The organism is Shinella oryzae (assembly GCF_023038235.1).
GTDB classification, from domain to species: domain Bacteria; phylum Pseudomonadota; class Alphaproteobacteria; order Rhizobiales; family Rhizobiaceae; genus Shinella; species Shinella sumterensis.
This window is the reverse complement of record NZ_CP081987.1, coordinates 142,969-156,708: the sequence shown is the minus strand read 5'-3', so window position 1 is coordinate 156,708 and position 13,740 is coordinate 142,969. Positions and strand designations below refer to the sequence as shown.

General features: G+C 64.3%; 12 protein-coding genes. 2 read left to right on the top strand and 10 right to left on the bottom strand.

The genetic code is table 11. From position 1 onward, the window contains the following. Positions 1-153 precede the first annotated feature (153 nt). Complete coding sequence (gene argF / locus K6301_RS00765; protein ID WP_247218658.1) at positions 154-1,065, bottom strand: ornithine carbamoyltransferase; 912 nt, start codon at positions 1,063-1,065, stop codon at positions 154-156. A 29-nt stretch (positions 1,066-1,094) separates the two neighbouring features. Beyond that, on the bottom strand, positions 1,095-2,285 hold the full coding sequence (locus K6301_RS00760) for an aspartate aminotransferase family protein (RefSeq protein WP_247218655.1): 1,191 nt from the start codon (positions 2,283-2,285) through the stop codon (positions 1,095-1,097). A 424-nt stretch (positions 2,286-2,709) separates the two neighbouring features. Here K6301_RS00760 and K6301_RS00755 point away from each other — a divergent pair, with 424 nt between their 5' ends. Then, entirely contained in the window at positions 2,710-3,249 is a 540-nt protein-coding gene (locus K6301_RS00755) for a GcrA family cell cycle regulator (protein WP_247218653.1), read from the top strand. A gap of 119 nt (positions 3,250-3,368) precedes the next feature. Here K6301_RS00755 and phoB read toward each other — a convergent pair whose 3' ends face one another. The 7 genes from phoB to phoR form a co-directional block, all read right to left on the bottom strand. Further along, complete coding sequence (gene phoB, locus K6301_RS00750) at positions 3,369-4,052, bottom strand: phosphate regulon transcriptional regulator PhoB (RefSeq protein ID WP_134647809.1); 684 nt, start codon at positions 4,050-4,052, stop codon at positions 3,369-3,371. A 19-nt stretch (positions 4,053-4,071) separates the two neighbouring features. Beyond that, positions 4,072-4,800: a phosphate signaling complex protein PhoU gene (gene phoU, locus K6301_RS00745; protein WP_134647811.1), complete on the bottom strand. Its 729-nt coding sequence runs from the start codon at positions 4,798-4,800 to the stop codon at positions 4,072-4,074. A gap of 104 nt (positions 4,801-4,904) precedes the next feature. Beyond that, positions 4,905-5,720 carry a phosphate ABC transporter ATP-binding protein PstB gene (gene pstB, locus K6301_RS00740; protein ID WP_134647813.1) on the bottom strand — a complete coding sequence of 272 codons (816 nt, stop codon included), beginning with the start codon at positions 5,718-5,720 and terminating at the stop codon, positions 4,905-4,907. A gap of 13 nt (positions 5,721-5,733) precedes the next feature. Further along, positions 5,734-7,053 (bottom strand): phosphate ABC transporter permease PstA, encoded by a 1,320-nt coding sequence (gene pstA / locus K6301_RS00735; protein WP_247218652.1) that lies wholly within the window; start codon positions 7,051-7,053, stop codon positions 5,734-5,736. Then, positions 7,050-8,534 (bottom strand): phosphate ABC transporter permease subunit PstC, encoded by a 1,485-nt coding sequence (gene pstC / locus K6301_RS00730; protein ID WP_247218651.1) that lies wholly within the window; start codon positions 8,532-8,534, stop codon positions 7,050-7,052. Before pstC ends, pstA begins: the two co-directional genes overlap by 4 nt. A gap of 165 nt (positions 8,535-8,699) precedes the next feature. Continuing rightward, on the bottom strand, positions 8,700-9,734 hold the full coding sequence (locus K6301_RS00725; RefSeq protein WP_247218650.1) for a PstS family phosphate ABC transporter substrate-binding protein: 1,035 nt from the start codon (positions 9,732-9,734) through the stop codon (positions 8,700-8,702). A 189-nt stretch (positions 9,735-9,923) separates the two neighbouring features. Continuing rightward, positions 9,924-11,222: a phosphate regulon sensor histidine kinase PhoR gene (gene phoR / locus K6301_RS00720; protein ID WP_425475358.1), complete on the bottom strand. Its 1,299-nt coding sequence runs from the start codon at positions 11,220-11,222 to the stop codon at positions 9,924-9,926. A gap of 144 nt (positions 11,223-11,366) precedes the next feature. Here phoR and ppk2 point away from each other — a divergent pair, with 144 nt between their 5' ends. Further along, the gene (gene ppk2 / locus K6301_RS00715) at positions 11,367-12,248 is read left to right on the top strand and encodes a polyphosphate kinase 2 (protein WP_247218649.1); all 882 of its coding nucleotides are present in this window, start codon (positions 11,367-11,369) and stop codon (positions 12,246-12,248) included. Between the two features lie 58 nt (positions 12,249-12,306). Here the strand turns inward: ppk2 and K6301_RS00710 are convergent, their stop codons facing one another. Next, positions 12,307-13,440 (bottom strand): biotin transporter BioY, encoded by a 1,134-nt coding sequence (locus tag K6301_RS00710; protein WP_247218648.1) that lies wholly within the window; start codon positions 13,438-13,440, stop codon positions 12,307-12,309. Between the last annotated feature and the right edge of the window lie 300 nt (positions 13,441-13,740).

Here is a 13,740-nt window from a genome sequence, read left to right as displayed (position 1 = left end):
GGCCCGGCCGCTTGGGGCAGCACTCTATCCTGATTGCGCATCTGCCGGCCGGGATCATTCCACACCGGGCGGGCATGCGCCAGTGAAAGCGCCTCGCGGCGCCTCTACGATAGGCCCTAGATCGTGCCGGCGGCGCCGTTTTTCAAGACGGCCTCAGACGGCTCCGAAGCACCAGGCGAGGATGGACTTCTGCGCGTGCAGGCGGTTTTCGGCCTCATCGAAGACCACGGACTGCGGGCCGTCGATGACCTCGTCGGTGACTTCCTCGCCGCGATGGGCGGGCAGGCAGTGCATGAAGAGCGCGTCCTTGCCGGCGCGCGCCATGAGCTGCGGGTTGACCTGATAGGGCTGGAAGATGTTGTGACCGCGGGCGCGGTGCTCCTGGTTCATCGAGACCCAGGTATCGGTGACGACGAGATCGGCGCCGTCGACCATCGCCTCGGCATCGTGCCCGAGCAGGATGTTGCCGCCGTTGTCACGCGCCCAGTTGAGGATCTTGTCATCAGGCTCGGAGCCCATCGGCACGGCCATCTTCATGGTGTAGCCGAAACGCGCCGAGCCCTCGACGAAGGAGTGCAGCACGTTGTTGCCGTCTCCCGTCCAGGTGAAGGTCTTGCCTTTGGTGGAGCCGCGATGCTCCTCGAAGGTCATGATATCGGCCATGATCTGGCAGGGGTGGGTGAGATCCGTCAGCGCGTTGATGACCGGAACCGTGGCGTGCTCGGCCAGCTCCAGCAGGCGCGCATGGTCGGTCGTGCGGATCATGATCGCGTCGACATAGCGCGACAGGACCTTGGCCGTATCGCCGATGGTTTCGGCGCGGCCGAGCTGCATTTCCGTGCCCGACAGGAACAGCGTCTCGCCGCCGAGCTGGCGCATGCCGACATCGAACGAAACGCGGGTGCGGGTGGACGGTTTCTCGAAGATCATCGCCAGCATCTTGCCGGCCAGCGGCTTGGCTTCGGTGCCGGCCTTGTTAGCGGCCTTTCGCGCATGCGCATCGTCCATGATGACGCGGAGATCGCCTTCCGAAACGGCGGAAAGATCGAGAAAATGCTTGGCCATGATGTGTCCTGTCCCAGTCCCTTATGCGCTCAGGCGGCCTTGGCGGCGCTCAGCTTTTCGGCGGCCCGCTCGATGCGGGCGAGCCCTTCGCGTGCATCTTCCGCCGTGGTGATCAGCGGCGGCAGAAGACGCAGCACATTGTCGCCCGCCGGCACGGCAAGCAGCCTTTCGGCGCGAACCGCCTTCAGGAGATCGGCGACCGGAATGCGCGCCTTGATGCCGAGCATCAGGCCCTCGCCGCGCACGTCCTCGATGATGTCGGGGAAGCGGTCCTGCAGCGCCGCGAGGCCCTGGCGGAAGACCAGCGCGACATCGCGCACATGCTCCAGGAAACCATCGGCGAGCACCACGTCGAGCACGGCGTTGCCGACGGCCATGGCGAGCGGATTGCCGCCATAGGTCGAGCCGTGCGTGCCGGCCACCATGCCGGATGCCGCCTCGGCCGTTGCCAGGCACGCACCGAGCGGAAAGCCGCCGCCGATACCCTTGGCGATCGCCATGATGTCGGGTGCGACGCCCGAATGCTCATAGGCGAAGAAGCGGCCCGTGCGGCCGACGCCGGTCTGCACCTCGTCGAGGATGAGCAGCAGGCCGTATTCGTCGCAGAGCTGGCGCAGCTCCTGCATGAATTCCTTCGGCACCGGCCTGAGGCCGCCCTCGCCCTGGACGGGCTCGATCAGGATCGCCGCGGTTTCCTCGGTGATCGCGTCCTTGACGGCGGCGATGTCGCCGAAGGGAACCTTGAGGAAGCCCGGGGCCTTGGGGCCGAAGCCCTCGATGTACTTTTCCTGTCCGCCGGCGGCGATGGTCGCGATCGTGCGGCCATGGAACGCGCCTTCGAAGGTGATGATGTGGAACTTGCCGGGATGCCCCTTGGAGAAATGATAGCGGCGCGCGGTCTTGATCGCGCATTCCAGCGCTTCCGCACCCGAATTGGTGAAGAACACCTTTTCGGCGAAGGTCGCGTCCGTCAGCCGGCGGCCGAGGCTTTCCTGGCCCGCAACCTCATAGAGATTGGAGAGGTGCCAGACCTTGTCGGCCTGCTCCTTCAGCGCGGAAACGAGATGGGGATGGCCGTGGCCAAGCGAACTGACGGCCACGCCGGCGGCGAAATCGAGATATCGCTCGCCGTTCTCGTCGATCAGCCAGACGCCCTCCCCGTGCGTGAACCGGAGCGGCGCACGCATATAGGTTTCATAGAGCGGCGCGGCATCGGCCATGGCGCGTATCCTCCAAAAGGGATGCGGAAAAGAAATTCGGGGGCTTGACTTTCCGGTTGCCAGAAAAATCAAAAGCCGCCTTTCGGCGGCATGCTGCACTATCGGCATTTCAGTCCGTGATGTCAATAAAATGCATAGCTCCAAATCGCACTGAACCTCCCGCAAGGTGAGGATTCGCAGCATGCATGGACAGTGTCGCTATCGAGTCACACCCTACCAGCAAGTTGGGGAAAACTCTGAAATCGATTCGCCCCGATTCCCCCGACTCTTGTCACAGAGTCCCCCGAACTCTAGGTTAAGGGTCAATTACTAGACTGCATGCGGCGGAACTAGTCACCACCAGAGTTAGGGCGCTCAGGCTACGGATTCGTTCGTGGCGCGATGAGGGATTCCCGCACAGCGAGCGCCGAACGGAGACGAGAGCATGAACTGGACAGACGAGCGGGTCGAGAAACTCAAGAAGCTCTGGAGCGAGGGCCTCAGTGCCAGCCAGATCGCGGCACAGCTCGGCGGCGTGAGCCGCAACGCCGTGATCGGCAAGGTGCACCGGCTCAACCTGCCGGGTCGCGCCAAGGCCGGCGGCACGCCCGCTTCGGCCCGCCCGAAGCGCCCGGCGCAGACCACCCCGCGCCCCTCGAACTTTACCGCACGTCCGGCCAACGCGCCCCGTCCGGTCAGCCGGCCGGTGGGCAACGCCCTTGCCAAGGATGAGATCGACACCGATTTCGATGCTCAGGCCGAGAACCTGCCCGTCGTGATCAGCGGCAAGAACGTCGTGGTGCCGATGTCGCGCAAGCTGGAGCTGACGCAGCTTACCGAGCGCACCTGCAAGTGGCCGATCGGCGACCCGCTGAACGACGACTTCCATTTCTGCGGCTGCGAGTCCCCTGACAACTCGCCCTATTGCACCTACCACCAGCGCCTCGCCTACCAGCCTTCGGCCGAGCGCCGCCGGGCACGGTAAGATCGGCGACGGAAGAATAGAAACGGGGCCGAAAGGCTCCGTTTTTGTTTGTGCGGCCCACCGGAACGCAAACAGGCCCCGAAGGGCCCATTTCCGTCCTTGGGAGGAATTGTGTTCGCTCAGGTTTCCAGCGAGTAGCCGGCGCCGCGCACCGTGCGGATGACATCCTGCATGTTGGCGAAGTTGAGCGCCTTGCGCAGGCGTCCGACATGCACATCGACGGTACGCTCGTCGACATAGATGTCATGCCCCCAGACACCGTCGAGAAGCTGCGAACGCGAGAAGACGCGGCCGGGCGAGGTCATCAGGAATTCCAGGAGGCGGAATTCCGTCGGGCCCAAGCGCACTTCGCGCGTGCGGCGGTGAACGCGGTGCGTCTCGCGGTCGAGTTCGATATCGCCGCAGCGCAGCACCGTGGAGACCACTTCCGGCTTGGCACGGCGCAGCATGGCCCGCACGCGGGCGACGAGTTCCGGCGTGGAGAAGGGCTTGACCACATAGTCATCCGCACCGGTGGCGAGGCCGCGCACGCGTTCGCTCTCCTCGCCGCGCGCCGTCAGCATGATGATCGGAAGGCGCTCGGTTTCCGGACGCTGGCGCAGGCGCCGGCACAGCTCGATGCCGGAAACGCCGGGCAGCATCCAGTCGAGAATGAGAAGATCGGGCATGCGCTCCTGCAAGCGCATCTCCGCCTCGTCGCCGGACAGGATCGTATCCACCTCGAAACCTTCCGCCTCGAGATTGTAACGCAGGAGCACGCTCAGCGCCTCCTCATCTTCCACGACGGCTATTCTGGGCACCATGTAGCGAACCCTATCCAGTTTATTCGGAAGCTTCGGAGACATCCGCCGTGACGACGGATGTCGAGGTGTCGTCCTTGGGGCGCTCGCCCTCGGGCTGGGAGCCCGTCGCCATGTAGTAGATGGTCTCGGCGATGTTGGTCGCATGGTCGCCGATGCGCTCGATGTTCTTGGCGCAGAACAGGAGATGGGTGCAGGGCGTGATGTTGCGCGGGTCTTCCATCATGTAGGTCAGGAGTTCGCGGAACAGCGAGGTGTAGATCGCATCGATCTCGTCGTCGCGCTCGCGGATCGCCTTGGCCTTGTCCACCGAGCGGGTGGCGAAGACATCGAGCACTTCCTTGAGCTGCATCAGCGCCAGTTCGGCGAGATGCTCGAGACCGCGCGCGAGCTTGCGCGGCATGCCCGAGCTCTGCACGGCGATCACACGCTTGGCGGTGTTCTTGCCGAGGTCGCCGACGCGCTCCAGCTCGGCCGCGATGCGGATCGTGCCCATGATTTCGCGCAGGTCGGCCGCCATCGGCTGGCGCTTGGCGATGGTGACGATCGCCTTCTCGTTGATCTGGCGCTCGGCATTGTCGAGGATGACATCCTCGGAAATGACCTTCTGGGCCAGAGCCGCATCGGCGGAAACGAGGGCGCGGACGGAATCCGCCACCATCTGCTCGGCCGTGCCGCCCATCTCGGAAATGCGGCGGGAGAGGTATTTCAGTTCTTCATCGTAGATCGAGACGATATGGGTCGATGACATCGTTCTGTCCTTAATACACGAGACGTGTTTTTTCGACGCAATTCCGAACGCAAAACCGCTTCACACTTTTGCTGGAATTGCTTGGGGCTAAGGCGACCAAAACGTCAGCCGAAGCGGCCCATGATGTAGTCCTGCGTGCGCTGGTCATCCGGGTTGGTGAACATCTTGTCGGTATCGTTCTCCTCGACGAGGTTGCCGAGGTGGAACATGGCGGTGCGCTGCGACACGCGGGCCGCCTGCTGCATGGAATGCGTCACGATGACGATCGTGAAATTGGCGCGCAGCTCGTGGATCAGTTCCTCGACCTTTGCGGTGGCGATCGGGTCGAGCGCAGAGCAGGGCTCGTCCATCAGGATGACTTCCGGGCTGACGGCAACGGCGCGTGCGATGCACAGGCGCTGCTGCTGGCCGCCGGAGAGGCCCGTGCCGCCTTCGTGCAGGCGATCCTTCACCTCGTTCCACAGGCCGGCCTTCTGCAGGCTCTGTTCGACGATCGCGTCCATATCGGCCTTCGCCTTGGCGAGGCCGTGGATGCGCGGGCCATAGGCGACGTTCTCGTAGATCGACTTCGGGAACGGGTTCGGCTTCTGGAAGACCATGCCGACGCGGGCGCGCAGTTCCACGACATCAATGTTCGGATCGTAGATATCGTCGCTGTCGAGCGTGATGCGGCCGGTGACGCGGCAGCCGTCGATCGTGTCGTTCATGCGGTTGAGCGTGCGCAGGAAGGTCGACTTGCCGCAACCGGACGGGCCGATGAGCGCCGTGACGGTGTTTTCGCGGACGTTCAGGTTGACGTCGTAGAGGGCGCGCTTCTCGCCGTAATAAACCGAAACGTCCTTGCCGATCATCTTGTAGGAAATGTCGTTCATTTGTCTGTCCAGGGCTTTCTCGACTGCTGCTTCTGACATCATGTTCATATGACCGGTCCTTCTACCAGCGTCGTTCGAAACGGCGGCGCAGGAGGATCGCACCGACATTCATCAGAATGAGGAAGATGAGGAGCACGATGATGGCTCCCGACGTGCGTTCCACGAAGGCGCGCTCGGCCTCGTTCGCCCACATGTAGATCTGCACCGGAAGCGCCGTCGCCGGGTCCATCGGCGTTGCCGGAACGTCGGCGACGAAGGCGACCATGCCGATGAGGAGCAGCGGCGCGGTTTCGCCGAGCGCATGGGCGAGGCCGATGATCGTGCCGGTGAGGATACCGGGCATGGCGAGCGGCAGGACGTGATGGAACACGGTCTGCATCTTGGAGGCACCGAGCCCGAGCGCGGCCGAACGGATCGATGGCGGCACGGCCTTCAGCGCCGCGCGGGTGGCGATGATGATCGTCGGCAGCGTCATGAGGGTCAGCACGAGACCGCCCACCAGGGCCGCCGAGCGCGGGAAGCCGGCAAAGTTGATGAAGACGGCGAGACCGAGCAGACCGTAAACGATGGAGGGTACGGCGGCGAGGTTGTTGATGTTGACCTCGATGAGATCCGTGAAGCGGTTCTTCGGGGCAAACTCTTCAAGATAGATCGAGGCGGCAACGCCGATCGGCAGCGACAGGACGAGCACGATGAGCATCATGTAGAGCGAGCCGATGAGTGCCACGCCCACGCCTGCCGCCTCCGGACGGCTCGATGCGCCGTTGGTGAAGAGGCCGGTGTTGAAGTGCTTGGAAAGGGCGCCGCTCTCGGCAAGCTGGTTCATCCAGCCGACCTGCTTATCGGAGACCTTGCGGTTCGTTTCCGGCACGGTGAGATCGATCTGGCCCTTGAAGGCGGAGTCGAGATCGCCGTGCGCCAGGACGGTCACGGTCTGCGTCGTGCCGATGATCGACGGATCTGCGGTCACGAGGTTGCGCAGCTGCACGCGCACGCTGTCGGAAATCATGCCGTTGACGGCCTTCAGGCCGGCGCGGTCGTCCTCGCTGACGCCGAGCACCTTGGCGAGCGCATTGCGCGCAACGACAGGGTAGTTGGCGGTCACGAGCTTCTGCGGGTTGGTGGCGCGCTCGTTGTTCTTGTCGATGATCTGCTCCGAGAACTCGATCGGGATGGTGATCATCGTCTGCTGGAATGCGGTGTAGCCCTTGGAGACGACCGAAAACAGCAGGAGGAAGAGGAACAGCAGGCCGAAGGCGATTGCCGCCATGCCGTAGAGGCGGAAGCGGCGTTCGGCGGCGTAACGGCGACGCAGGCCGATATCGCGGCGTTCGGGCTTGGTGGCGATGCCGAGGGCGGGGCTTGTGGAGACCTGGCTCATTCGTACTGCTCCCGGTATTTGCGCACGATGTAGAGGGCGTAGATGTTGAGGCAGAGCGTGATCACGAAGAGCGTGATGCCCAGCGCGAAGGCCACCAGCGTCTGCGGCGAGGTGAATTCGAGGTCGCCCGTCAGCTGGTTGACGATCTTGACCGTCACCGTTGTCATCGGCTCGAAGGGATTGAGCTGCATGCGGGCGGCGACACCGGCCGCGAGTACCACGATCATGGTTTCGCCGATGGCGCGCGAGGCGGTCATGAGGAGAGCGCCGACGATGCCCGGCAGCGCTGCCGGCATGATGACCCGCTTGATGGTCTCGGAGCGGGTGGCGCCCAGACCGAGCGAACCGTCACGCAGGGCGCGCGGCACGGCGGTGATGATGTCGTCCGACAGCGACGAGACGTAGGGGATCAGCATGATGCCCATGACGATGCCGGCCGTCAGAACGCTCTGCGCCTGGATGAAGCTTGCATAATTGCCGGTGACCAGGCCGTTCAGCTGGGCTGAGATATCGCGCAGGAACGGGCCGACGGTGATGAGGGCGAAGAAGCCGTAGACGATGGTCGGGATGCCGGCGAGCACTTCGAGAAGCGGCTTGGCAATGGAACGCACGGTCCGCGAAGCATATTCCGACATGTAGATGGCGGCGAAGAGGCCGACCGGCACGGCGACCAGCATGGCGACGAAGCCGATATAGAGCGTGCCGGCAAGCAGCGGGATCAGGCCGAACTGGCCGGAGGAGGCCGTGGCGCCCGCCGCGGCGAAGCGCGGATCCCAGGTCGTGCCGAAGAAGAACTCCCAGGCCGGAACCATGTTGAAGAAATGGATGGCTTCCGTCGCCATGGAGGCCACAATGCCGACCGTCGTCAGGATGGCGATGGAGGAGGCGGCGATGAGGCTGACCAGCATCACGCCTTCGACGCGGTTGCGGGCACGGAACTTCGGTGCGATCGCGCGGTAGGAGACGAAGGCGCCGGCAAGCGCCGCGACGATGACGAGGAACGACAGGAAGGTGCCGCTCGCCTTCGTCATGCGGTTGAGATCGTCGGCCGATGTCAGCATGTAGGGTGCGGGATCGGCGGCGAGCGGAACACCCTTGGCCGCCAGCACGGTGCGGGCGGTCGCGCTGTCGGCGAACATCGCCTCGCGCTCTTCGGCCGACAGCGTGTTCAGGCCGCGCGAGATGGCGCCGATCATGTTGTAGGCGAGGTTCTGCTCGGCCTGGGAGGTGGCCTTCACCTCTTCGGGAAAGCCGCCGCGAACCGTCGAGCTGATGTAGATCGGGCTTGCGACAATCCAGACCAGCATCACGACGAGAGCCGGCAGGACCGACCAGATGGCGACGAAGGAACCGTAGTAGCCCGGGCGGGAATGCAGGCTCGAAAGCTTGCCGCCGGCAAGCGCGTTGGCGCGCCAGCTTCCGAAAAGATAGCCCGCCACGCCGATCACGGCGATGATGAGCAAGAGAAGTGAAATACTCATTTTAGGAAAGTCTCCTGGCGAGATCATCCGCCCTGAGCGTGCCAAATCGCCCGCCCCGACCGTTCGACTGGGCGCCCCATTCCCGGCCGAAGAACATGACGTGGGCGTCCCCGCCCGAAAGCCAGAGGTCGCCGCGGCGCAAACCGCCGCGGCGACCCAAGGTCATTACATGATCTTGCCGTCGGCGAAGGCCTTGCGGATCTCTTCGCGCTCGGCTTCCGGAGCGGCGACGAGGCCGTATTCAGCCAGCGGAGAGTCCGGGCCGATCATGTCGTCGCTCGTGAAGAACTCGACATATTCCTTCAGGCCCGGGATGACGCCGAGATGCGCCTTCTTGACGTAGAAGAACAGCGGGCGCGAAACCGGGTATTCGCCGGAAGCGATCGTCTCGGTCGAGGGAACGATACCGTTGACGGTGGCGACCTTCAGCTTGTCGGCGTTGTTTTCGTAGAAGGAGAGGCCGAACACGCCGATGCCGGACTTGTTGGCAGCGATGCGGGCCAGCGTTTCGGTGTAGTCGCCGTCGATGTCGACAGCCAGGCCATCCTTGCGAACGGCGACGCACTTGGCATGCTGTTCCTTCTCATCGGACACGGCAGCCTTGATGACGTCGACCGCGCCGGCTTCCTTGCAGCCGGCAGCGAGGATCTTCTCTTCGAAGACTTCGCGCGTGCCGTGCTTCTCGCCCGGGATATAGGCGGCGATTTCGGCGTCCGGCAGGTCCTTGTTAACTTCCGACCACTTCTTGTAGGGGTTGGCGACGAGCTTGCCATCGACGACGACTTCAGCGGCGAGGCCGAGATAAAGGTCCTTCGGCACCAGCTTCAGGTCGGCATTGCCCGAGTCGGTTGCGAAGACGATGCCGTCGTAGCCGATCTTCACTTCCTGGATTTCCGTGACGCCAGCGGCCTTGCAGGCCTCGATTTCGCTTTCCTTGATCGGGCGCGAAGAGTTGGCGACGTCGATGGTGTTCGGGCCGACGCCCTTGCAGAATTCCTTCAGACCGCCCGAGGAGCCGCCGGATTCGACGATCGGGGTCTTGAAGTCGGGATAGGTCTCGGCGAACGTCTCGGCAACGATCTTGGCATAGGGAAGAACGGTGGAGGAGCCGGCGATCTGGACCTGGTCGCGCGCAACGGCAACGCCTGCGAATGCGGCGGAGGCTACGAGCGCCGCGAGGGTGAGCTTAAGAGATTTCATCTGGGTTCTCCCGAAGAGGACATATGTGGGAAGCGCTCGTCTGGCGCTCTCTGCCGCTGACCGGCGGCTTCTCTCTACCCCCCGATCGCCATCCGTTTTATGTCAGTTTCGCGAAACATTTGTGACAGGCCAAGCCACTGAAAATAATTGCTTATTTCAGACAGCCGCATAATGCCGTGACATTGTGTGTCAGAACTTCACCGTAAAGACGGTTCCCTTGCCCACTTCGGACCGCACCACGAGGCGTGCCTTGTGGCGGGTGAGGATATGCTTGGCGATCGCCAGCCCCAGGCCCGTGCCCTTCTTGGACCGGCTGGCCTCGACATTGACCCGGTAGAAGCGCTCGGTGATACGTGGCACGTGTTCAGGAGGGATGCCGGGACCGTAATCCCTGACGGAGACCTCGACGGGCGCCCCGTCCGTGCCGCCGGTGAGCGCCACATCGACGCGCTTGCCCTCCTGGCCATATTTGCAGCCGTTCTCGATGAGGTTCTCGAAAACCTCGACGAGTTCGTCCCGCTCGCCGGTGACGGAAACGGGATGGGCGGGCAGGTCGAGCACGATGTCGACGCCGAGCTCCGAGGCGAGCGGCTGCAGGCTGTCGCGCACATGGGCGATCAGCGGCACGAGGTCGACGGTCTGGTCGGGCGCAACATTCGAGCGCAGCTCCAGGCGGGAAAGCGACAGGAGGTCATCGACGAGCCGGCTCATGCGCGTGGCCTGCTCGTGCATGATGCCGAGAAAGCGCTCGTGCGCCCTGGTATCGTTTTTCGCCGGGCCCTGCAGCGTTTCGATGAAGCCGCGCAGCGAGGCGAGCGGCGTGCGCAGTTCATGGCTGGCATTGGCGATGAAGTCGGAGCGCATGCGGTCGATGCGGCGCGCCTGCGAGACATCGCGGAAGGTCAAAAGCCAGAGCGGTTCGCCGGATTTTTCGGCTAGCGGCGCGATACGCACCACATAGACGGTCTCGGACGGCAGGCGCTCGGCATGCTCCGTTTCGCGCGGCTGGCCTGTCGCGAGGGCTTCGCGGACCATGTCGAGGATGCCGGGCGCGCGGATGCGCCCCGCAAGGTCGCTTCCGAGCGGGATCGCCCCGAAGACCGCCTCCGCGGCCCGGTTCTGCAACTTGACGGTCTCACGGGCGGAAATCAGCAAAGCCGGTGCATCCAGCGCGCCCAGGACGGCGGCGATGGCGGACAGATCGTCCTGCCGGGCCGCCGCGACATCGTTTTCGGGCACCGCGGCAGCCGGCACCGCCATGGTGCGCGCATTGCCTTCGGCGGCACGCCGGTCAGTGCGCACGAGGCCGGCAATGACCAGCAGGAGCACGGTGAACGAGACCCAGCCCAGATGCAGGCCGGCGAGCCACATCACGAAGCCGACAAAGATGGCCGAGGCGATGAGAACGCGTTCGCCCCACAGTTGCGTTGCCAGCCAGCCGAGGATCGTCCGCTGATCCGTCACCGCCACCCATTCCCTTGCAAGCATCTCAGCCTCCGCGCCCCGCCGATTCTCGATGGATAGCGCGATTTCATGACATGTTTTTCACGGTGCGCTTGAATTCGCAATGCGCTTATGGCCACCTTTCGGTGAAGCGGCGTGCGCCGCGGTCTGTGCCTGGAGGAGCGAACGATGGCGGAAGTGGCCGAAAACCGGTCTGTCGAACTGGATATCAAGGGCAAGAAGCGCGTCTTCGACATCGACGATCCCGTGCTGCCCGACTGGATCGAGGAGAAGGCCTTCGGCTCCGACGACTATCCCTACGACAAGAAGCTCGACAACAAGGAATACGAGAAGACGCTGAAGCTTCTCCAGATCGAGTTGGTCAAGGTGCAGTTCTGGCAGCAGAAGACCGGCAAGCGCATCATGGCCGTGTTCGAGGGCCGGGATGCGGCCGGCAAGGGCGGCGCGATCCATGCGACCATGTCCTACATGAACCCGCGCTCCGCGCGCATCGTCGCGCTCACCAAGCCCACCGAGACCGAGCGCGGCCAGTGGTACTTCCAGCGCTATGTCGCCACCTTCCCCACCTCGGGCGAGTTCGTGCTGTTCGACCGCTCCTGGTACAACCGCGCCGGCGTGGAGCCCGTCATGGGCTTCTGCACGCCCGAGCAATACGAACGCTTCCTGAAGGAAACGCCGCGCTTCGAGAAGATGATCGTTTCGGACGACATCCATCTCTTCAAGTTCTGGCTCAATATCGGCCGCGAAATGCAGCTGAAGCGCTTCCACGACCGGCGGCACGATCCGCTCAAGGTGTGGAAACTCTCGCCGATGGACATAGCCGCGCTCAACAAGTGGGACGACTATACGGAAAAGCGCGACCGGATGCTGAAGGAAACCCATTCGGACCACGCGCCGTGGACCGTGATCCGCGCCAACGACAAGCGGCGTGCGCGCATCAACCTGATCCGCCATATCCTCAAGACGCTCGACTATGACGGCAAGGACAAAAAGGCGATCGGCGAGATCGACGACAAGATCGTCGGCACGGGTGTCGGCTTCGTAAAATAAGAGAAGGACCATCCCGGCGGGCGCGGGGCCATCCCGCGCCGCGTCAGGGCCGGGCCTCTTATTCGCCCGGCAGGATGCGGACGGCGTAGAGGTTCACGCCTGCGCCGCCGCCGGCAATGTCGCTGTTGAGCAGCAGATGCCCCGGCTCGCTCGGCGAAAGCGAGCGGTCGAACTCCACCTGGAACAGAATGTCCGTGCGCTCCGACACAGTGAAGCGATGACGCCCGCAGCCGCCCATGGTGGAGAAATCGCATTCCACCGACACCTGCACCGGCTTGTCGCCAGCGGCCTGCACGGTGAGCGCGATCGTCGAGGTCTTGCCGCCCATCTCGCCCAGGACCTCCGGCGATACCTCGATTTGCACCGCACCGTCACGCTCCGGATTTGTCGAGGTGACGCGCACGGCCTGCCCGTCGCTGGTGCTGACCGATTCGAAGCGTCCGGCCGCGCCGGCGGAAAGCTTGGCAGCGTCGCCCGGCGTGAAGACCGGGCGCCAGTCGGACGTAAAGCGGCTCTGCGTATCGAGCGCCTTCTTGATCGGGTCCTCGCCGGAGAAATCCTCCGCCGAGACTCGGGCCGGCGGCCGGGAATCATCCTGCAGGTCATCCAGCAGGCCGCTCGATGTCACCCACCAGGCAAGCGCGCCGAAGGCCGCGACCAGCGTTGCGAGCACGAGGAGGAAGGAGAACAGCCGCCCGCGGCGCTTGCGCGCCTTGGCGACGCGCTCCGGACGGAAATCGGAGGGCTGGCTTGCGGGCGTCGCCGCAGCTGCCGTCGCCTGTGCGCCGCCTTCACCAAGACGCTCCATGCGCTCGGGTCGGATCGCGCCCATATCGCCCGCGGGCGCCCGGCGCTCTGGTTCGATGCGCGGTTCGGCCTCCAGCGTCGGCTCGGGCCGGATGTCGCGCTCGGCGCGCATTTCCGGTTCCGGCCGTATCTCGACCCGCGGCTCTGCTCGGACCTCGCGCACAGCGGCACTGGCCTGCGCGCGCTCCTCCGCCTCGATCTGGCGGATCGTCGCCTCGAGCCGGTGGCGCTGCGCCGCCACGGCCTCGGGATCGTTGATGTCCTGCTTGCGTAGCCCGGCCTCGAGCGCGTTGCGCGCCGACTGGTAGATGCGCGCGCGCACCTCGGCATTGCCGCGTTCCGAGCGCGTCAGCGCATTTCTGATTGCCGCTTCCAGTCCGCTCACGTCCGATCCTTCTCGGCGACCGCACCCCGCCGCGGCCAAACACATCTGTGGAAAGAGCCTCACTTTCCGGCTTTTGTTGGTTTTTGCGTAACGTTTGCCGCGAATTTGCGCAAGTCTCGGCGTCCGAACCGCCCTCCTTCTCCGGGGATAAGCTACGCTGGAGCCCCCAGCGGGCGAGCCGCGATGCCTCCTGCCGCCGTAAACGGGAATCGGCACCGGCGCGTGATAGAGCGGTTCGGCTGGGGTATAATTGGCCTGTTCACGCCGCGCCGAGTGGCCAACGCACACAGACGGGCAGAA